The sequence below is a fragment of the Actinocatenispora sera genome, from assembly GCF_018324685.1.
GTDB lineage: Bacteria > Actinomycetota > Actinomycetes > Mycobacteriales > Micromonosporaceae > Actinocatenispora > Actinocatenispora sera.
The window spans coordinates 6445243-6465163 of the sequence record NZ_AP023354.1 but is presented as its reverse complement, the minus strand read 5'-3'; the positions used below and the strand labels follow the sequence as shown (position 1 = coordinate 6465163).

Annotated in this window: 17 protein-coding genes; 7 read left to right on the top strand and 10 right to left on the bottom strand. The window is 73.5% G+C overall.

The window, feature by feature from the left end:
* Nucleotides 1-26 precede the first annotated feature (26 nt).
* A complete protein-coding gene (locus Asera_RS30390; RefSeq protein ID WP_244844088.1) occupies nucleotides 27-626 on the bottom strand; it encodes an ArsR/SmtB family transcription factor in 600 nt (199 codons plus the stop codon).
* A gap of 99 nt (nucleotides 627-725) precedes the next feature.
* Here Asera_RS30390 and Asera_RS30385 point away from each other — a divergent pair, with 99 nt between their 5' ends.
* Nucleotides 726-1676: a S41 family peptidase gene (locus tag Asera_RS30385; protein ID WP_030447012.1), complete on the top strand. Its 951-nt coding sequence runs from the start codon at nucleotides 726-728 to the stop codon at nucleotides 1674-1676.
* 92 nt (nucleotides 1677-1768) lie between these two features.
* Here Asera_RS30385 and Asera_RS30380 read toward each other — a convergent pair whose 3' ends face one another.
* Nucleotides 1769-2203: an RpiB/LacA/LacB family sugar-phosphate isomerase gene (locus Asera_RS30380; RefSeq protein ID WP_030447011.1), complete on the bottom strand. Its 435-nt coding sequence runs from the start codon at nucleotides 2201-2203 to the stop codon at nucleotides 1769-1771.
* 364 nt (nucleotides 2204-2567) lie between these two features.
* On the opposite strand from Asera_RS30380, the gene Asera_RS30375 reads away from it, so the two are divergent.
* Nucleotides 2568-3428 carry a GNAT family N-acetyltransferase gene (locus Asera_RS30375; protein WP_030447010.1) on the top strand — a complete coding sequence of 287 codons (861 nt, stop codon included), beginning with the start codon at nucleotides 2568-2570 and terminating at the stop codon, nucleotides 3426-3428.
* Between the two features lie 22 nt (nucleotides 3429-3450).
* On the opposite strand, the gene Asera_RS30370 is transcribed toward Asera_RS30375, so the two are convergent.
* Nucleotides 3451-3816, bottom strand: coding sequence for a VOC family protein (locus Asera_RS30370; RefSeq protein ID WP_030447009.1), 366 nt, complete (start codon nucleotides 3814-3816; stop codon nucleotides 3451-3453).
* Between the two features lie 230 nt (nucleotides 3817-4046).
* Between Asera_RS30370 and Asera_RS30365 the strand changes: the two genes are divergently transcribed.
* Complete coding sequence (locus Asera_RS30365; RefSeq protein WP_035297162.1) at nucleotides 4047-5000, top strand: helix-turn-helix transcriptional regulator; 954 nt, start codon at nucleotides 4047-4049, stop codon at nucleotides 4998-5000.
* A gap of 94 nt (nucleotides 5001-5094) precedes the next feature.
* Here the strand turns inward: Asera_RS30365 and Asera_RS30360 are convergent, their stop codons facing one another.
* Nucleotides 5095-7269 (bottom strand): NEW3 domain-containing protein, encoded by a 2175-nt coding sequence (locus Asera_RS30360; protein WP_169745853.1) that lies wholly within the window; start codon nucleotides 7267-7269, stop codon nucleotides 5095-5097.
* Nucleotides 7270-7948: 679 nt separating this feature from the next.
* On the opposite strand from Asera_RS30360, the gene Asera_RS30355 reads away from it, so the two are divergent.
* Nucleotides 7949-8719 (top strand): class I SAM-dependent methyltransferase, encoded by a 771-nt coding sequence (locus tag Asera_RS30355; RefSeq protein ID WP_084131799.1) that lies wholly within the window; start codon nucleotides 7949-7951, stop codon nucleotides 8717-8719.
* Between the two features lie 374 nt (nucleotides 8720-9093).
* On the opposite strand, the gene Asera_RS30350 is transcribed toward Asera_RS30355, so the two are convergent.
* From Asera_RS30350 to Asera_RS30330, 5 genes are all read right to left on the bottom strand, one after another.
* Nucleotides 9094-11013: a putative Ig domain-containing protein gene (locus Asera_RS30350; RefSeq protein ID WP_244844086.1), complete on the bottom strand. Its 1920-nt coding sequence runs from the start codon at nucleotides 11011-11013 to the stop codon at nucleotides 9094-9096.
* 327 nt (nucleotides 11014-11340) lie between these two features.
* Nucleotides 11341-12135 (bottom strand): DUF3152 domain-containing protein, encoded by a 795-nt coding sequence (locus Asera_RS30345; protein WP_084131797.1) that lies wholly within the window; start codon nucleotides 12133-12135, stop codon nucleotides 11341-11343.
* 127 nt (nucleotides 12136-12262) lie between these two features.
* Nucleotides 12263-13249: a HAMP domain-containing sensor histidine kinase gene (locus Asera_RS30340; protein ID WP_035297159.1), complete on the bottom strand. Its 987-nt coding sequence runs from the start codon at nucleotides 13247-13249 to the stop codon at nucleotides 12263-12265.
* Entirely contained in the window at nucleotides 13246-13923 is a 678-nt protein-coding gene (locus Asera_RS30335; protein WP_030447002.1) for a response regulator transcription factor, read from the bottom strand. The genes Asera_RS30340 and Asera_RS30335 overlap by 4 nt, the downstream gene beginning before the upstream one ends.
* Nucleotides 13924-14007: 84 nt before the next feature.
* Nucleotides 14008-14619: a DUF5134 domain-containing protein gene (locus Asera_RS30330; RefSeq protein ID WP_084131794.1), complete on the bottom strand. Its 612-nt coding sequence runs from the start codon at nucleotides 14617-14619 to the stop codon at nucleotides 14008-14010.
* A gap of 343 nt (nucleotides 14620-14962) precedes the next feature.
* On the opposite strand from Asera_RS30330, the gene Asera_RS30325 reads away from it, so the two are divergent.
* Complete coding sequence (locus Asera_RS30325) at nucleotides 14963-15715, top strand: NRDE family protein (protein ID WP_051802414.1); 753 nt, start codon at nucleotides 14963-14965, stop codon at nucleotides 15713-15715.
* A 321-nt stretch (nucleotides 15716-16036) separates the two neighbouring features.
* Here Asera_RS30325 and trpS read toward each other — a convergent pair whose 3' ends face one another.
* Nucleotides 16037-17017 carry a tryptophan--tRNA ligase gene (gene trpS / locus Asera_RS30320; protein WP_030446998.1) on the bottom strand — a complete coding sequence of 327 codons (981 nt, stop codon included), beginning with the start codon at nucleotides 17015-17017 and terminating at the stop codon, nucleotides 16037-16039.
* A 332-nt stretch (nucleotides 17018-17349) separates the two neighbouring features.
* Here trpS and Asera_RS30315 point away from each other — a divergent pair, with 332 nt between their 5' ends.
* Both Asera_RS30315 and Asera_RS30310 read left to right on the top strand, forming a co-directional pair.
* A complete protein-coding gene (locus Asera_RS30315; protein WP_035297153.1) occupies nucleotides 17350-19194 on the top strand; it encodes an FtsK/SpoIIIE domain-containing protein in 1845 nt (614 codons plus the stop codon).
* A gap of 3 nt (nucleotides 19195-19197) precedes the next feature.
* Nucleotides 19198-19833, top strand: a complete 636-nt coding sequence (locus Asera_RS30310) for a hypothetical protein (RefSeq protein WP_051802413.1) — start codon at nucleotides 19198-19200, stop codon at nucleotides 19831-19833.
* Nucleotides 19834-19921 lie beyond the last annotated feature (88 nt).

The following is a 19921-nucleotide window of genomic DNA, read 5'->3' as shown; positions in this document are numbered from 1 at the left end:
GGCCGAACGCACACCGGGCGGATGGGTCAGCTGTCCGCTGCGGGGTTCGCCGGGGATGCCGAAGGGCCGGCTGACGCGGCACCTGCGTGCGGCGTGGCGGGGCGGGCCCGGCTCGGGTCGGCGGCGGTGGCGTCGCGTTGCCGGTACATGGCGACGAGGAGGCCGTGCCGGGGCGCTTCGGCACCGTCGTCGGTGGCGCTCTCGGCGATCTCCGCCAGCGCCGCGCGCAGCCGGTGCGCCTGCGCGTCGGTCAGCCGTACGTGCCGGAGCACGAGCAGCGGATCGTCGTCGGCCACGGACAGCTCGTCGGCGAGGCCGGTGAGCATGGCGGAGGTGGCGGCGTGGCTCGGGTCGTCGAGGTCCATCCGCCGGGCGGTGCGCTGGTAGTACTGCTCGGTGCCGCCGCGCACCTGCCGGGTCTCCACGACGCGAACCAGACCCGCCTCCCTCAAGGTCTTGAGGTGGTGGCCGACGCTGCCCTTCGCGATGCCGAGCGCGGCGGCGAGCTGGCTGGTGGTCGCGGGCTGCTGGCCGAGCGAGAACAGCAGCCGCTGGCGGAGCGGATGTCCCAGAGCCCGGTGTTGGGCGGCGGTCTCGATCCGCAGGGAGTCCTCGGGTTCGATCACCAGGAAAGTGTCCGGAAGTCTTGACGCTTTGTCAACCGGTCTGCTCTACTTGCCGCGGCCGGGCGTCGCGCCGGGCCGGCACGACCAACGGAGGAAGCCATGGAACCCGCGGACATCGACCGGATCCTGGCCGAGGTCGGCGAACTCGTCGCCACCCGGTACGTCTTCGCCGAGCTGGGCGAGAAGATCGCCGCGCAGCTGGCCGCCGCGGCCGCGGCCGGCCGGTACGCCGCCGCCACGGACGAGGCGACCCTCGCCGAGCTGGTCACCGCCGACCTGCAGCGCGGAAACGACGACGGGCACCTGCGGCTGATCCACCACACCGAACCGATCCCCGAGGACGGCGACGAGCACGCCATCGCCGAGGCGCTCTACGAACGCCGGGTCCAGCGCACCATGAGCGGCATCGGCCGGATCGAGCGGTTGGACGGCAACATCGGCCTGCTGGAGATCTCGCCGGCGCTGTTCGGCGTGCACCTGGTCGGTGACGAGATCACCGCGGCGATGCAGATCCTGCGGTACACCGACGCACTCATCCTCGACCTGCGGGGCTGCACCGGCAGCGATCCCGGCTCCGTCGCGTACTTCCTCACCTACCTGCTGCCGGCCGAGACACACCTCAACGACGTGTACGACCGCGGCACCGATTCCACCATCCAGTTCTGGACGCTGCCGCACGTGCCCGGCCCGCACTACGGCACGCAGCGTCCCGTGTACGTACTCACCAGCCACCAGACGTTCTCCGGCGGCGAGGAGCTCGCGTACGACCTGCGCCACACCGGGCGCGCCACCCTGGTCGGCGAGACCACCGGCGGTGGCGCGCACCCGCGCATCGGGGTCCGGCTCGGGCCGCACCTGGAGGCGAGCATCCCCACCTGCCGCGCGATCAACCCGATCACCGGCACCGACTGGGAGGGCACCGGCGTGGTGCCGCACGTCGCGACCGCCGCCGCCGACGCGCTCACCGTCGCGCACGAGCACGCCCGTACCCGCCTCGCGCAGGCCCGCGACGTCGATCGACCGACCGCGGAGCCGGCCACGGCGCCTTGAGATCGCCGCGGGGCCGCCCGGGAGGCCGGGTTCGAATCCGCGCGCTCCTCGATCGATGCCGGCTGCGGCGAGCCGGTGGCCGGTCCGGGCGGTCAGATGTCGGCGGTGTGTGCCACGTTCGCCGCGTCCTCCGGATCGCTGCTCGGCGCCCCGGCGAACCAGGCGTCCAGGATCTCCACCAGCGTCGGCTCCGACACCGTACGCAGGCTCAGCGCGAGCACGTTCGCGTCGTTCCAGCGGCGGGCTCCGGTCGCGGTGTACGCGTCGCCGCACAGCGCGGCGCGCACCCCTGCCACCTTGTTCGCGGCGATCGACGCGCCGGTGCCGGTCCAGCAGCAGACCACCGCCTGCTCGGCCCGGCCGGCGGCCACGTCGCGGGCCGCCGCCTCCGCCGACCACGCCCAGTCGGCCCGGTCGCCGGCCGCGAGCGCGCCGTGCACGAGCACCTCGTGACCGCGCCGGCCCAGCTCGTCGACCAGCATCGCCGCCACCCCGTCGGTGGAGTCGGCCGCCACCGCAATCCGCATTCCCCGAGCCTACGTCGGAGCGCCCGCCCGGCGACCGGCGCCGTTCCCGGACAACCCGGGCGCGACGACTCACCCCGCCGGTACGACGGGCGCGACGATTCACCCCGCCGGTACGACGGGCGCGACGATTCACCCCGCCGGTACGACGGGCGCGACGATTCACCCCGCCGGTACGACGGGCGCGACGATTCACCCCGCCGGTGCGACGGGCGCGGCGGTCACCCTTCCGCGAGGACCGAGCCCGGCGATCAGCCCTGAGGACGGAGCGCGGCGGTCCACCCCTCCCGTACGACCGCCGCGCCGCGCCAGGCTCTGTGTCCGAATCCCCCTGGCCGGTGCGCCGCGCGACGGGCAGGCTGTGGTCATGACACGGGTGTACCGGGACGAGGACGTGACGGTGTTCCGGCAGCGGGCCGGTGACTGGCTCGCCGCCGACCCGGTGCTGCACGCGGTACCCGCGTCGCTGGTCGGCCAGCGCGTCGACGGCACCGTACCGGTCGAGCCGGACGCCTGGTGGCTGCGGGTCTGTGCGGACGACGGCGGATTGCTCGGGGTGGCGGTGCGGACGCCGCCGCACGAGTTGCTGCTCGCCGCGATGCCGGCCGAGGCGGTCGCCGCGGTGGCCGACTGGTGCCTCGCCCGGCCGGCCCGGCTGGGCGGCGTGGTCGGCCCGCGCGTGTCCGGTGACCCGTTCGTCGCCCGATACTCGGCGGCGACCGGCGTCCGGGCGGAACTGTGGATGGCGCAACGGATCTACCGTCTCGACGCCGTCACGCCAGCGGCCGGCGCGCGCGGCGCGGCCCGCCCGGCGGTACCGGCGGAGCTGCCGGTGCTGTCCGGCTGGGTGTCGGCGTTCGCGGCGGAGACCGGCACCGAGGTGCCGGACGCGCGGCTGGCAGAGCGGGTCGCGGCGGGCCGGTTGTGGGTCTGGACCGACGAGGACCGGGCCGGCACCGGGCTGGGCGTTCGGCCCGTCGCGATGAACTGGACGTCGCCGCCGGCGGCGGGCGTGGTCCGGGTCAGTGCCGTGTACACGCCGCCGGAACTGCGCGGCCGCGGCTACGCCAGCGCGCTGGTCGCGGCGACCAGCCAGGCCGCGCTGGATGCCGGCGCGGCGGCCTGCACGCTGTTCACCGACCTGGCCAACCCGACCTCGAACGCGATCTACCAGCGGATCGGCTACCGGCCGGTGGCCGACGCCGGCCGCTGGCGCTTCATCACCTGATCGTCCACAGTGGACTGTGTGGTCACCGCTGGTACGCGGTGGGGTGGGTCGGCTGGTAGAGCAGCATGTCGCCGGCGCCGGGCACCGCGACGCGGGCGGTGCGGCCGAAGCTCTCGGTCTCGACCTGCTGGGTGAACCGGGCGCCGCGCGCGGTCAGGTCCGCCACCGCCTGCTCGATGTCGTCGCACATCAGCGTGATCTCGTGCAGCGGTTGGCTGCCGTCCTCGCGGGTGGGATGCACGCCCAGCTCGGACGGGCCGGTACCGAAGATCAACCAGCCACCGTGGGCGTCCACGTACGGCCACTCCAGCACGTCGCGGAAGAACGCCCACGCCGCCTCCGGATCGTCGGCGTAGACCAGCGTGTGCACCCCGATGATGTGCCCCATCAGGTCACCTTAGGGCTCCGCACGCAAAGGTGGGGGACGACCGTCGAGGCTCCGGGCGGTGCCGCCAACCGGGTCTGCCGGCCGTCACCGTAGGCGCGTCGCAACCGGCGGCGGGCCCGAGTGCATACCGCCTGTTTGGTGGGCCTCGCCCCAGGTGGGCGAATCGCGATGACCGGCGGTACCGCAAGCAGGATCAGGCGGCGGGCCGGGCCGCCGCCGATGATGGACTCATGTCGGATACGGGACGAGACCGGCTCCGCGACCTGCTCGACGTGATCGTCGACAGCGTCGCGGACCAGGCCGGCGACGAGACGGACGGCGCGGCGCTCGCGGCCCGCGCGTACCTGTCCCGGTACCACTTCGATCGGCTGGTGTCAGCGGCGATCGGGGAGGCGCCGGGCGGGTTCCGGCGGCGGCTGCTGCTGGAGCGCGCGGCGTGCGAGCTGCGCGACGGCGCACCGGTCACCGAGGTCGCCTACCGCGCGGGCTACGGCTCGCCGGAGGCGTTCACCCGGGCGTTCGGCCGGGCGTACGGGCGGCCACCGTCGGCGTTGCACGGCGACCCGGGCAGCCGGGTACACCTGCCCGCCCCCAACGGCATTCATTTCCATCCCCCGGGCAACCTGCGGGTGCCCGGCGACCCGAGGAGGTCCAGCATGGACGTCACCACCACGATCCTGGCCCACGACAACTGGCTGGTCGGCGAGATCCTGCGGCACGCCGAGACGCTGCCGGACGAGGTGTTGGATCGGCCCATCACGATGAGCGTCGACGCGCTGGACGCCGGCGACGGGCTGCGCGGCCTGCTGCACACCCTGGTGTCCACCAAGGAACGGTGGACCGCCGCGGTGCAGGGCCAGCGGCCGCCGGGCGGCGACCCGATCGGCTCCGAACTGCCGGACTCCGAACGGACGCTGCCGGCGCTGCGCCGCCGGTACGCGGTGGCGGGGCCGGCGTTTCTCGACCTGGCCAACGGGATCCGGGCCCGCGGCGAGGAGGACACCACGTTCGTCGACGTGACCTGCGATCCGCCTCGTACGTTCAGCTACGGCGAGATGATCGCGCACGTGCTGAACTTCTCCGCGTACCGCCGGACGCTCGCGGTCGGCGCGCTGCACGAGTACGGCATCGACGCGCTCGGCTTCGGCGACCCGGTGACCTTCACCGCCGACAGTCCACAGTAGACGGTCGCCGCCAATGCGGTTGATCAAGGGATCGGTGCAGATCCTGCTGGGATTGCGTGCACCGATCCCTTGATCAACGAGAAGCCGGGGGCGGTCAGCCGGCCGCCACCGCGAACACGTGGATCGCGGACTGCGCCGGCAGCGTCACGCTCGCCACCGTCTTGTCCGGCGGCAGTGCCACCCCGACGTAGAAGATCCGGTACTGCACGCCGAAGTTCGCCGGGCCGGACTGGGTGTTGCGGTGATCGACGGTGGCCACGATGTCGTAGCCGGTGGTGTCGCTGCAGCACCAGTTCGGGAACGACAGGTCGGCCTGCTGGGTCGTCCCGTCGGTGAACGTGATGGTCACCGAGCCGGTGACGAAGCCGGCCTCGGAGCCGAGGAAGCCCAACGTGCCGGTACCGTCGACGGCCACCTTGCGGGCGCCGCCGGCCACGTTGTCCGGTGTACCGGCCGCAGCGGACGGCCAGTGGAAGGTCAGCCCGTCGTGCGTGAGGCTGGCGCCCGGCGTCAGGCCAGCCCCGGCCAGCGCCTGCGCCGAGTAGCTGTTCCCGCCGCCGTCGAAGTTGCCCGGCGCCGGGTTCGACTCGTCGGTGATGCCGACGTTGTTCGCCGCCGCGTCGATGCCCGGGTACGGCGTCGGCGAGGCGAAGTCCAGCCCGCCGGACACGCGCTGCCCCGACCCCTGCCAGCGGTACCCGGCGCTCCCGGTCAGGTGCAGCATCGCGCCCGGTGGCGGGGTGTTCGGCGTGACGTCGAAGTGCGCGGTCGACGACCCGCCCGGCGGTACGGCCCGGGCCGGCGCACCGTCGGTGCGCCTCGCGGTCCACCCGTCCGGTACCTGCAGTCGCAGCGTGACGTCGGTGATCGCGCTGGTGCCGTTGTTGGTCAGCGTCACCGTGGTCGGCGTGGTCGTGCCCGCGGCGTACCCGTGCCCGTCGACACCGACCACTGTGGACGGTGGGACGCTCGGGGAGGCGTTGCGGTGCACCCGGTACAGGATGGCGGAGCGGCCCGGCACCGAGGCGGCGATCGTACCGGCGGTCGAGGTGACCTGTTTGGACCACAGGTCGGTGAGCCGGTAGCTGTGCGCGGAGCCGGTGAAGCCGGCCTGTGCCGCGGTCACCGACGCGGTCTGCTCGTCCGGGCCCTTGTTGAACAGCACCACGGCCCGGTCACCGTTGGCCAGCGGCCGGGACAGGATGTCCACGTCGCCGGTGGACTTGACGATCGTGCCCTGCACGCCGAGCCGGTCCTGGTCGACCGCGATCACGTCGGCGTTGGACAGGATGCGGACGGTGTCGGCCGACGCGCCCTTGAGCGCGGTGGAGAACAGCAGCGGCGAGGCCAGCACCGACCACACCGACATCTGCGCCTGGTACTCGTTCGTGGTCATGCCACCGTTGCCGACCTCGAGCATGTCGGCGTCGTTCCAGTGGTTCGGCCCGGCGTAGGCGGCCAGGCCCGGGGTGTTGCCCTCGGCGTAGTTGCGCAGCACCGAGTCCCAGTTGTCGGCGATGTCGGAGCCGTAGCGCCACAGCTGGCCCTCGTCGGCCAGCCAGCCCAGCTCGTCGTCGAAGTTCGGCCCGGAGCAGCAGACGTACGCCGGGGCCGACTCGCTGAACACGATCTTGCGGCCGGTGTTCGCGAGCGCCTGGCTCGCCTCGTGGTACACGATGTGCGCGACCTCGGCCGCCGACTTGCCGGGGAACTGGTCGGTCGGCTGGTAGCAGTAGTCGAGCTTGAGGTAGTCCACGCCCCATGCGGCGTAGTCGTCGGCGTCGGTCTGGAAGTGGCCGTAGCTGCCCGCCGCGCCCTGGCACGTCTTGTACCCGGCGTCCTCGTAGATGCCGAACTTCAGGCCCTTGGAGTGGATGTAGTCGCCGAGCCACTTGAGCCCGTGCGGGAACCGGGTCCGGTCGATCTGCAGGTGACCGTTCGCGTCCCGGTCGTGCTGCATCCAGCAGTCGTCGATGTTGACGTAGTGGTAGCCGAGCTTGTCCAGGCCGAGCCGGACGATCTCGTCGGCGGTGTCGACGAACAGCTGCTCGTTCATCTGGTTGTTGCACTCGAAGCCGGCCCAGTCGTTGAAGCCCATCGGCGGGGTCGGCGCGAGGTCGTCGCCGTTGGTGGCGTGCGGTACCACCGCGGGTGCGGGCGCGGCGGCCGCCGGTGCGGTGGCGCCCACCAACGAGCCGGCGGCGACCACCACCGCGCTCAGGGCGGTCAGCAGGCGGGATCTCTGTGCGCGTGCGGTACGGGAACGCATGGATTGCTCCTCTCCACGCGGGCTGCCCAAAGCTGGTCGCATCAGGCAATGATTGAGCACAATTGCGCAGTCAAAGGTCGGATGTCAAGGCTCCGGCACGCTCGTACCGGTGCCGGGAACGTTCCGGCCCGGTACCACCGGTCCGGCCGCGCACGGCGGGCAGAATGCGGCCATGGACGCTCACCCGCACGGTGCAACCGACAGCTCCCCCGAGCCCGGCGCAACCGACAGCTCGTCGGAGCCGGGTGCCACCGCCAGCTGGTCCGAACCGGGCGCTACCGCCGGCTCGTCCGAGTCGGGCGCTACCGCCGGCTCGTCGGAGCCGGGCGCTACCGCCAGCTGGTCCGAGTCGGGCGCTACCGCCAGCTGGTCCGAGTCGGGCGCTACCGCCAGCTGGTCCGAGTCGGGCGCTACCGCCGGCCCGTCCGAGTCGGGCGCTACCGCCAGCTGGTCCGAGTCGGGCGCTACCGCCGGCTGGTCCGAGTCGGGCGCTGTCGACAGCTCGTCCGAGCCGGGTGCTGTCGACGGGTCGTCGGAGGCCGGCGCTCACCAGCGCGGCGGCCTGCGGCGGCACGGCCACGGCGGCGCCCCATCCCGCGGTCACGGCGGCGGCGCCCCATCCGGCGGCCGCGGGCACGGGCACGGCCACGGGAACGGCGGGCACCATCCGTACCTGCCGGTGCACATCGACCTGACCGCGCTCGCGGTGCCGGACACCATGGCGCTGCTGCGACCGGTACTGCCCGAGCCGCCGGCGGCAATCTGCGAGGTCGGTGCCGGGCTCGGTGCGCTGGCGGCCGCGCTGGCCGGTGCCGGCTACCGGGTCACCGCGATCGAACCGGACCCGGACTCCGCGGCGACCGCGGCCGAGCGCGGCCTGGAGGTGGTCAACGCCGAGTTGCGCGACCATCGGGCGCCCGGCCGGTACGACGCGGTGCTGTTCACCCGCTCGCTGCACCACATCGAGGACCTGCCCGGCGCGATCGAGCACGCGCTCGACCTGCTGACGCCCTCCGGCGTGCTGGTACTGGAGGAGTTCGCCCGGGAACGCGCGAACGAAGCGGCCGCGCGGTTCCTGTACGACGCGGTCGACCTGCTCGCCGCCGCCGGCGTCGCCGCGGCCGAGCCGGAGGACGACGAGGGACGGCCACGGCCGACCGACCCGTGGCAGCGCTGGCAGGACAGCTTCGTACCGAGCGGGCACGAGTCGCCGGAGGAGGCGGCGCACCGGCCGCTGCACACCGGTGCCGACATCGTCGCCGCGCTGCAGGCCGCCGGGCTGACCGTCACCGACCAGCCGACGATCGGGCTGTGGCGGATGGTCGCGCAGCGGCTCGCCGACACCCCGGTGGCGAACGACGTCGCCCGCCGGGTGCGCGACACCGAGGCGCGTCGGCTCGCCGACGGCAGCCTGCCCGCGCTCGGCCGCTTCCTCGTCGCCCGCCGCTGACCCCACCCGCCCGCTCGACGCGTTGATCAAGGACCCCGGTAGTTGATCAAGGGATTGCGGCGCGCAGTGGCAGCACGACGTGCCGCGAGCCCTTGGTCAACGACGTGAGCCCTTGGTCAACGACGTGAGCCCTTGATCGACGACGCGAGTCCTTGATCGACGATGCCTAGGCCCTTGGTCGACGACGTGAGCCTTGGTCGACGACGCGAGTCCTTGATCGACGACGTGAGCCCTTGATCGACGACGCGAGTCCTTGATCAACGACGCGAGTCCTTGGTCAACGAGGTGAGCCCTTGATCGACGATGCCTGGGCCCTTGATCGACGAGGCGGGGGCCGGCGACGAAGCGCCGGCCCCCGCCCGTGGGGGAGCGGATCAGGACGCGGTGGTGAACGCCACGTCGTCGATCAGGAACGAGGTCGCCAGGTACGAGTCCTCGGTGCCGCTGAAGGAGATCTTCACCGACAGGCCGGACGCGCCGGTCAGGGTGAACGACTTCTTCACGTAACCGCTGGTGGCGTTGGCGTTCGAGTACGTCGCCACGGTGACCGAGTTGGCCTTGACGGTCAACGTGTCGTACGGGGTCGAGCCGGACTCCTGCGTGGAGATGTACACGTAGAAGGAGAACGACACGGTGTCACAGCCGGCCGGTACCTGGACCGTCTGGCTCACGGTGTCGGTGTGCGACGTGCCGTAGCCGTCCAGCCAGGCGTAGTAGTTGCCGGAGTGTGCGACGCCGCCGTCGGCGTTCGACGACACGACGCCGGACGAGGCCGACCACGGCGATGCCGAGCCCGTCTCGAAGCCCGGGTTGCCCAGCAGCTGGCTACCGCAGGTGCCGCCGCCACCGCCGGTGGTGATCGCCCAGGAGAATGACGCGGTACCGGTCTTGCCGGCGGCGTCGGTCGCGGTCGCCTTCACGGTCGAGGTGCCGGCCGTGGTGGGGCTACCGGTGATCTTGCCGGACGAGGAGGCGGACAGGCCCGCCGGCAGCCCGGTCACCGACCAGGTGTACGGCGCGGTGCCGCCCGACGCGGACAGCTGGAGGCTGACCGAGTCGCCGACCTTGTTGCTCTGGTTGCCCGGGTTGGACACCGTCACGTCACCGGGCGGCGTGGTGCCACCCGCCGCGAACGCGGCGGTGCCGTTCGGCGTACCGAGGCCGGTCGGGCCGTCCCAGCCGGTGCCGGCCGAGCACATCGGCGAGCCGCAGCTGCCGTTGTTGCCGCTGGTCACGTCGTTGAGGCTCGACGCGTGCGCGTACGGGTAGCTCGCCGGGTAGTCGCTGGCGCCGGGCGTGCCGGCCAGCGCGTACACCGAGGCGATGATCGGCGCGGACGCCGACGTGCCGCCGTACACGGCCCAGCCGCTGCCGCCGTAGGTCTGGTAGACCGCCACGCCGGTGTTCGGGTCGGCGACCGCGGACACGTCCGCCTCCGCCCGGTTCGAGCATCCGGTGTTGACGTTCTGCCAGCTGGCCTTCGAGTCGTAGGACGAGCAGCCCGAACCGGCACCGCTCCACGCGGACTCGCTCCAGCCGCTGCCGGACCGCGACAGCGAGGTACCGCCGACCGCGGTCACGTACTTCGACGTGGCCGGGTACTCGGCGCCGTGGCCGTCGTCGCCGGAGCTGACGGTGATGGCGACGCCGGGGTGGTTGAAGTGCTGGTCGTCGGAGGTCTGGCCGGACGACTCGCCGCCACCCCAGGAGTTCGAGACGTACTTGGCGCCCAGCGCCACCGCCTCGTCCTCCGCCTGGTACAGGTCGGTGTCGCTCGGCGCGTCCGCCTCCACCAGGATGATGTTGGCCTTCGGCGCGATCGCCGAGACCATGTCCAGGTCGAGCGAGATCTCGCCCGCCCAGCCCTGGTCGGGCGACGGCAGCGGGCTGGTCTGCCCGTTCTGGTTGACCTTCCGGAACTGCCCGGAGGTCAGGGCCGGCAGCCCGAACGCCGACCGGTACGCGGCGAGGTCGCTGGCCGCGTTCGGGTCGTCGTAGGCGTCCACGATGGCGATGGTCGTGCCGGCGCCGCCGTTGGCCGGCAGGCTGTACGCGCTCTGCAGATCCGTCGGCCCGTACCCGGACGGCAGGTCCGGGTGGATGCCGGTGCGCTTCAACGCCATGCAGTGCATGGTGTGCGGCGCGGCGGGCGCGTCGCAGACCCGCTGGACACCGGAGGTCGTGCTGCTTGCCGGTGCGGCCCAGGCGGACTGGGCGAGGCCGAGTGAGGTCAGGGCGGCAGCCGACAATGCGGCGACCGAGACGACCATGGCTCGGCGCAGGGGAACACCCATGGTGCTTCCTCTCGCTGGGGCAGGCCGATGCCGAGCGGCATCGGCGAGGCTGCCGGTGCCGTCGACGGCACCGGCGTGGGGGTAAGCCGGTGCCTCGGTCGAGGTCCGGCGACCGGTGCGGAGGGACGCACCGGTTAATACGGGTGAAACCTCCTCAATCCCAGATGGTCGGGAAGGATCGAGCTTGACACCCATAAGGCGCCATTAAGGATCTACACGAAAACAACCCCGCGCGATAGGGGTAATTTCGTCGGTTCACCCGACGTGGATGGCGTAATTACGGCTTGCGGCGGGAACCCGCCACACTGACCCGGTTCGGGCGGTTCGTCAGCTCGGCCGGTACCAGGTCGTCGGGTCGGTCGGTACGACCAGCGGGTACTCGCCGCTGGGGCCGGTGTAGCGGCGCCCGTGCGGGTACGGCCACGGGTTCGGGGTGCAGCCGTGCAGCCCCAGCGTCTGCTGCTCCATCGTCGGGGCGGGCTTCCCCTTGCCCGGGCACAGCTCGTGCCCGTGCCCCAGCCGGTGCCCCACCTCGTGGCTGACCGCGTAGTCCCGGTAGGCGGTCAGGTCGTGGTAGTAGGGGACGCCGTGCAGCCAGCGGGACACGTTGATCACCACCGCGTCGCCGTTGCGGCACGAGGTGTACCGGTCGAAGGCCGCGCCGCACAGCACGTCCCGGGTCGCCGGCGTCGCCAGGTAGAGCACGAAGTCGTGCGGCTGGCCCGGCCCGACCCGGCGCAGCCGCCAGTCGCCGCCGGCCGTCCATCCCTGCGGGTCGCCGAGGATGTCCACCACCTGGTCGGCGAACCCGGACACGGACAGGTTGTCGATGCCGTGCTCGACCGCCACCTGGAAGCGCAGCAGCGTCCCGTGCCGCCCCAGCGTCGCGCTGTGCCCCGGCGCGATCGCGTACGAACCGGTGCCCCGCAGCGGGTAGCTGACCGGGCTGGGCGACGGGCTCGGTGACGGTGTGGGCGAGTGCGTGGATCGGCTCGCGGCCGGCCGGGACGACGGGGTGCGCGAGCCGCCGGTGGCCGAGTCGGCCGGCCCGCTGCATCCAGCGGGCAGCCCGATCGCCGCCACGGCAAGCAATCCGGCCACCAAACCCCGCACGGTACGCACCGGCCCAGGCTACGGCACCGCGTCCTGCCGTGTTGATCATGGCGGGGTATCGCCCGGCAATCGATGTCGGATCGGCCACGTCGTGATCGGCCGACCCGGTGACCGACGAAGCGACGGGGCGCCGTGGTCAGCCGGCCGGGAAGGTGACGCGGATCAGGCAGCCGACGCCGCCGCCGACCACCCGGATCGTGCCCCCGTGCAGATCGACCGCCCAGCGCGCGATGGCCAGCCCCAGCCCGGTACCGCCGACCCGGTCACGGAACGGCTCGCCGCGGGTGAACCGTTCGAAGACGCGCTCCCGGTCCTCCGAACGGATCCCCGGCCCCTCGTCCTGCACCTCCAGCACCACCTCGTGGTCGTGCCGGCGGGCGCGCAGGCTGACCAGCCCGTTCGGCGGGCTGTGCCGGCAGGCGTTCTCGACCAGGTTGGCGAGCACCTGGTGCAGCCGCTGCGGGTCGGCGTGCATCGTCAGGTCGGCCGGCGTCACGTCGACGGCGAACCGTACCGGTGGGCCGGCCACCGAGGTCTGCGCCACCACCTCGGCGAGGAGGTCCTCGGCCGCCACCTGCTCGCGGCGCAGCGGCACGACCCCGGCGTCGAGCCGGGACATGTCGAGCAGCTCGGAGACCAGCCGGCCGAGCCGCTCGGTCTGCGCCAGCGCGGTCTTCAGCTCGGACGGCTCGCTCACCCCGTCCACCACGTTCTCCAGCACGGCCTGCAGCGCCGAGATCGGGGTACGCAGCTCGTGCGAGACGTTCGCGATCAGCTCGCGCCGCTGCCGGTCGGCCACGGCGAGATCCTCGGCCATCTGGTTGAACGCGCGGCCCAGCTGGCCCACCTCGTCCGACGAGGTCGCCCGTACCCGCCGGGTGTAGTCGCCACGCGCCATCGCCTCCGCGGCGGTGGTCATGTCCCGCAGCGGCGAGGTCATCCCGTGCGCCAGCAGCTGGGTCACCGTCAGCGCCACCGCGACCGCGAGCACGGCGAGCAGCACGCCGAGCCCGTTGGTACCGATGCCGAGCCAGAACACCCCGGACGCGGCGCAGATCGAGGCGGTGACCAGGACCCCGATCTTCAGCTTGATCGAGCCGATCCGGTCCAGCGGCCGGATCACGGCGCCGGCTCCAGCGCGTAGCCGACCCCGTGCACGGTACGGATCAGGCCCGGTCCGAGCTTGCGGCGCAGCGCCTTGACGTGGCTGTCCACCGTGCGGGTGCCGGAGCCGTTGGCCCAACCCCAGACCTCCTCCAGCAGCTGCTCGCGGCGCAGCACCGCGCGGGGCCGCTCGGCCAGCCGGGTGAGCAGGTCGAACTCGGTCGGCGTCAGGTGCACCTCGGCGCCCGACCTGGTCACCCGGCGTTGCGCCCGGTTGATCGCCAGCTCGCCCACGCTGAGGATCTCGTCGCTGGTCTGCGCCGCCCGGTCCACCCGGCGCAACAGCGCCTGCACCCGCGCGCACAGCACCCGCATGCTGAACGGCTTGGTCAGGTAGTCGTCCGCACCGACGCCCAGCCCGACCAGGTGGTCGGTCTCCGAGTCACGCGCGGTGAGCATCAGCACCGGTACCGGGCGGTCGGCCTGGACCCGCCGGCACACCTCCAGCCCGTCGAAGCCGGGCAGCATCACGTCGAGCACGATGGCGTCGGGTGGTCGCCGCCGCGCCGCGTCCACGGCGCTCGGACCGTCGCCGGCGAGTTCCACCTCGTACCCCTCGGCGCGCAGCCTGGCGCCGACGGACTCGGCGATCGTCGGCTCGTCCTCGACGACCAGGACCCGTCGCTGCTTCATGGTTGGGCAATCTATGCCGCTCCCGTGGTGGTACGCGATGCGCGCGGTGAAGATGTTGTGCCCGCCGCAGCGCCGCCCGGGGGCTCAGGCCCGCAGCATCGGGTACAGCATCGCCAGCATCGAGAGGCTCATCAGCAGCTGGCAGGCGGCGGTGGCGCGCGGTGCCGGCGCGGTACCGGGCAGGATCGGCGCGGCCAGCCGGGTGGCGCCGAGCACCGTGAGTACCGCGGAGCCGGCGACGAAGCCGATCAACACCAGGTCGGCAGCCACCAGGAGCGCGGCCGGGACCGCGCCGGTTGCCGGCAGGACCGTCCCGTGCATCGCCGTACCCTCGCTGAACTGCGGCAACGTCAGCAGGTAGGCCATCGCGGCGGCCCCCGCGAGGTGGTGCAGCCGGTGCGCGGCATGCCCGCCGGCGCTCGCTGCCGGCGGGCGGGACCCAGCGTGCCGCGGCCAGCGGTGACGGGCGAGCAGTGCCAGCGACCAGGCGGATCCGGCGGCGAGCAGGGCCGGGCCGCACCAGCGCGGTACCGCGTCAGACAGCGCCATCGCCGCCATCGCGGCGGCCATCCCGATCCGGGCCACCTCGACGTCGCGGCCGGTGCGGTCGCCGCGGAGCAGCCGGACGGCCCCGATGGCGACCAGCGCCGCGGCGGCCGACCCGGTCCACCAGGCCGGCACGCCGGTGTCGGTCACCGACAGTGTCCGCCGCACGTGCACGAGCCGCCGGACTGGCAGCCGCAGCCGCAGCCGGACCCGCAGCCACAGCGCGTCGCGGCGCGCGGTTCGGCCAGCCCCACCCGCGGCTCGGACCGCCCCATCCGCGGGTGGGCGGGTCGGGTCGGGGTGGCCGCGGGGTGCAGGCTGGTGGGGTGCGCGATCGTGTGTTCGGACATCGGAGCCTCCCGGTGACGGTGGTCACGGACCCCCACATCATGATCCGGGAAACCGGACGAATCGCCGACGATTGGTGCCGTCTAGTGACAGATCACGGACACTGTGTCATCGCGAGGTGCGCTAGCGCTCGGGTGGTGCGCTGATGTGCACCGTGCTGGCCAGTCTGCGCCCGGATGCGGACTGGCCGGTGCTGGTGCTCGCGGTACGAGACGAGATGCTCGGCCGGCCGTGGCAGCCGCCGGCCCGGCACTGGCCGGACCGCCCCCGGCTGCTCGGCGGCCTGGACGAGCAGGCCGGCGGCACCTGGCTCGCCGTCGACCCCGCCGCCGGCCGGATCGCCTGCGTGCTCAACGCGTCCGGGCGGCCCGCCGATCCGGTTGGCCGCACGTCGCGCGGCGGGCTGCCGCTGGCGGCCGCTGCCGGCGAGGCCGCACCGGCCGAGCTCACCGGGTACGACCCGTGCCACCTGCTGGTGATCGACGGCGGTGTGCTGTGCGTGACGACCTGGGACGGCTACGAGCCGCACCGGTACCGGCTGACCGCCGGCGACCACCTGTTCGTGAACCAGGGGCGGTGGCTCGGGCCGGCGGACCGGCGATCGCCGCGCGCCGCGCACTTCGGCCCCCGGTTCGCGGCGGCGGAGCGTCCCGAACCCGCGCCGGGCAAGCCGGTGGCGGACGCGTGGGCGCCGTGGCTCGCGCTGCTCGACGGACCGGACGTGCCGGCGCCGAGCGACCCGCGCGCGCTGCTCGCCCGCTCCGTCCAGGACGACGGAACCGTCTGGGGGACCAGCTCGGTCACGTTGCTCGGGTTGTCCGCCACCGGCGAGCTCCGCTACGACTTCCGGCCCGGAGCCGAGGCCGCAGCGGGTTGGTCGCCGATCGAGACGGGCTGACGGCTCACCGCCGGCGCGTGGCGACGCCTGCTCCGTTCGCCAGGATGGGCGAACGGTGTCGAAGGATGTGCGCTGCGCTGAATTGCAAGAAACGGATGCGGCACTGTGGCGCCGCGCGGCACACCCCCCAGTTGCCGCGCGACGCCACCGCCGCCCGCGCCGGGCGTCCCGGCGCGGAGTTGCCCGTCTCCGTGCGGCGGTAACGGACTCGCTCAGTGAACGCCGATCCGGTAGTCCACGTCACGACCCATGATCAACAATCACTCTCTGGTGTTAACGTGAGGACACGGAACGTAGTCGGCGTTCCGGACGCTCGATGGGCTACGCCGGCAGCAGGCCGATCGCCTGCTTGGCGGTACGAACCTTGCGCTGGGCGATCTCCCGTGCCCGGGCTGCCCCGGTACGCAGCACGCCACGGACGTGTGCCGGGTCGTCGGACAGCTCCAGGTACCGCTTGCGCAGCGGCCCGAGCGTCTCCACCACCGCGTCCGCCACCGCGCGCTTGAGCTGCCCGTACGAGTCGAAGCCGGTGGCCAGACCGACCGGGTCGGTGCCGGTGCAGCCGGCGAGGATGTCGAGCAGGTTCGCCACCCCGGGCCGCCGGTCCGGGTCGTACACCACGTCGCGGCCGTCGTCGGTGACGGCGCGCATCACCTTGCGCCGCAACGTGTCTGGGTCGTCGGCGAGCCGGAGCGAACCGGCCACCGAGGAGGCCGACTTGCTCATCTTCGTGGTCGGCGCGGTCAGGTCCATGATCCGCGCACCGACCGGCGGGTGTACCGCCCGCGGCACCGTGAACGTCTGGCCGTACCGGGTGTTGAACCGGTAGGCGACATCACGGGCCAGCTCGACGTGCTGGCTCTGGTCGTCGCCGACCGGTACCTCGTCGGCGTCGTAGAGCAGGATGTCGGCGGCCATCAGGATCGGGTAGGTCAGCAGCGACATCCGGATCTGCTCCTGCCGCCGCGACTTCTCCTTGAACTGGATCATGCGCTGTGCCTCGCCGTACCCGGTGGTGCACTCCAGCAGGTAGTGCAGCTCGGCGTGCTCGGGAACGTGCGACTGGACCAGGAACAGGTGCCGGTCCGGGTCGGCGCCCGCGGCCAGCAGCAGGGTGGCGAACTCGAGCGTTCGCTCGCGTACCAGGGCGGGGTCGTGGTCGAGGGTCAGCGCGTGCAGGTCGGAGATGAACACGACGGTGTCGGTGTGCCCGGTGCCGTCGACGATCGGCCGGATCGCACCCAGGTAGTTGCCCAGGTGCAGGACGCCGGACGGGGTGAATCCACTGATGCGGCGGGTCATGGTGGTGGCTCCTTGTCGGTGGGGCCGACCGGCCCGCGCCGCCGAAGCGCGTACCCACGCGAAACGGCCGCCCGAACCGGGCGGCCGCGTGCTTGCTGAGCAGAGTGCGCGGAGTGTGGTGCCGCCCGTCAGGGGCGCCACCAACCGAGACAGCTGAAGCTCGTGCGCATGCCACCACTCTAACTCACCGCGGCCCGGACGAGCTGTTCGACTCGTCACCGGTCGGCGTCCGGGCCGGCCGGCGGGCGCCGGTTCGTGAGTGTTGGACCGCCCATCGTGACCAGCTGATGCGGTACTGTCTGCGGGCCACGGCGGGGGCCGGGAGGTGGTGCATGACCAGGGTACGGGCGGTTTTCGGGCAGGCGGTGGGCGCGCACCGGGAGGCGGTGGCGCAGCTGCGCGCGGCGCGTACCGCGCTGGACGTTGCGCGCTCCGGCGACTCCGCGGCCGAGCGCGCCGCGCTCGCCGAGCAGGCCCGGCGAGCCGCCCGCCGGCTGGCGCCCGGCTGGCTCGGTGCGGACTGGGCCGACACCGCGGAGCTTCCGGTCGGCCGGGACGCGTCCGCATCCGCACCGGTACCGGTGCGGATCGGCACCGCGGTGCCGGCAGACGACCTCGGCTACCCCGCGGTGGTGCCGTTGCTCGGTGCCGGACACCTGGCCCTCGACGCCGGGTCGCCCGGGCTGTTCGCCGGCGTCCTGCTGCGGCTGGTGGCGGCGGCACCGGCCGGGCTGTTGCGGGTGTGCTGGCTCGGTGCCGGTCTGCCGGCGCCGTTCCGGCCGTTGCGTGCGGCCGGGCTGCTGCTCGAGGCCGACCCGGACACCGCGCTCGCGGCCGCCGACCGGCAGCTGCAGCACGTCGCCGCCGCGGTCCGGGCGGGGCAGGATCCGGCCGGCCTGCCGTACCTGCTGCTGGTCGTCGCGCAGCCGCTGCCGCCGGCGCGGCTGCGCCCGCTGGCCGAGCAGGGCCCGGCCGGCCGGCTGCACCTGCTGCTGGCCGGTCAGGCCGCGCCGCTGCCGCACACCGTCTCGGTGCGTTCCGCCGCCACCCGGGCCGACCACAGCGGCACCGCGGACGGTGCCGGGGCGGTCCCCGGTGAGTGGGTGGCGGTCTCGTACGGCGAGGTGACGGCGCCCGCGGTCCGGCTGGATCCGATGCCACCGGACGAGCTGGTCGCGGCGGTGTGCCGGCGGTTGGCCGATTCGCTGCGGCCGGGGTTCGGGCAGCTGGTGCCGGCGCAGCGATGGGCCGAACGCTCCGCGACCGGGCTGCGCACGCCGATCGGCGTCGGCGCGGGCGGTGCCGTCGAGCTGGTCTGTGCCGAACGGACCCCGCACTGGCTGCTGGCCGGATCCCCGCGGGCGGCCGGTGCGGTCGCGCTGACCGCCGTGTACGGGCTCGCCACCCGGTACTCGCCGGACGAGCTCGCGGTGTACCTGCTGGACGCGACCGGGTTCGCGCTGTTCGCCGAGTTCGCGCCGAGCCGGGGCGACCCCAGCTGGCTGCCACACGCCCGCCACGTCGACGCGGTCGAGTCCGCGGCCGACCCGGCGCCCGTACTGGCGGGGCTGGTCGCCGAGGTCGCCGAGCGGCGCCGGCTGCTGGATCACGCCGGGCACGCCGATCTGGCCACTGCTCTGTCCACAGTGGACAGGGCAGTGCCGCGGATCCTGGTCGTGCTCGCCGGCGCCGATCTCGCGCTGGCCGCCACGTGCATGCCGCCGGTACCGGGGGCCGATCCGGACGGCGCGGCAAGGCCGGAACCCCGCGCCGAGGGCGGGACGGTGCCGCGGATGCGTGGCGACGGCGCACAGCGGGCGTCCGACCACGGCGAACCCGGGCCGGCACCCCGCCGTACCGGGGAACCGGAGTCCTTGCCGGTCGAGGCGATGCTGGCGGAGCTGGTCTCGACCGGGGGAGCGGTCGGGGTGCACCTGCTGCTGTCCGCGCAGCGGCCGGCGGCGCCGGTGCTCGGGCGGTTGCCCGGGCGGCTCACGGTGTCCGATGTGGACGGTACGGCGGTGCTGGGTGAGCGGACCGTCCGGCTGATCGACCCGTACGCAGATCCGGCGGCCCGGGCCCGGCTGCGCGAGGCGCTGTGGCAGGCCCGTACGCCGGGTAGCGCGCCGCCGGAGGTGCCGCACGCGACCGAGCCGACCAGCCTGGCGGGGGAGTGAGCCGTGCCGGACTGGGACGACTACCTGGCGGCGACCCGGCGCCTCGGCGTCGCCGCGCCGATCTCGGCCGAGGCGGCCGCGGCGCACCAGGAGCGGATCGTCGCGCTGTCCGACCGGGCGCTGACCCAACGAGACGAGCTGATCGAACGGGCCGCCCGGTTGCGCTTGCCGGCACCGGACTTCGCCGCCGCCGGCCCCGGTGAGCTGCCGGATCTGCTCGAACCGGTACCGGTGCCGGATCGGCTGGCGCGGGCCGACCGCCGCCTGGCCGACGCGACCGCCGCCGGCGCCGAGGTCGACCGGCTCGCCGCCAGCCCGCCGCTGCTGCCCGCGTGGCGGCCGCGACCGCGCGCCGCGGTGGTGTACGCCGCGTGCTCGCTCGCCGGCCTGATCGGCCAGCTGGTGTTGATCTCGGTGGCCAGCCGGCGTGGCGTGCTCGGCCAGATCTCCGTGTACGGCTGGACCTGTTGCGGTTTCCCGCTGCTGGCGTTCCTGGCCGGCGTACTGCTGGTCGGGCTGCTGTGCCGGCCGCGGGTCGGCGGCGCGGTGCAGCGCACCCCGCGGCTCGGCGCGCTGATCTGCATCGCCTCGCTCCCGGTGTACGTCCTGGTGGCCACGCTGGCCGGCAAGCTGTTCTGACCGGGCCCGGTCCGCGGTGTCGGCAGCGGACCGACCGCGGGCGTGACCGGCCGATCGCGGGCGTGAGCGTGGGCCGTCGGGCGCCGTC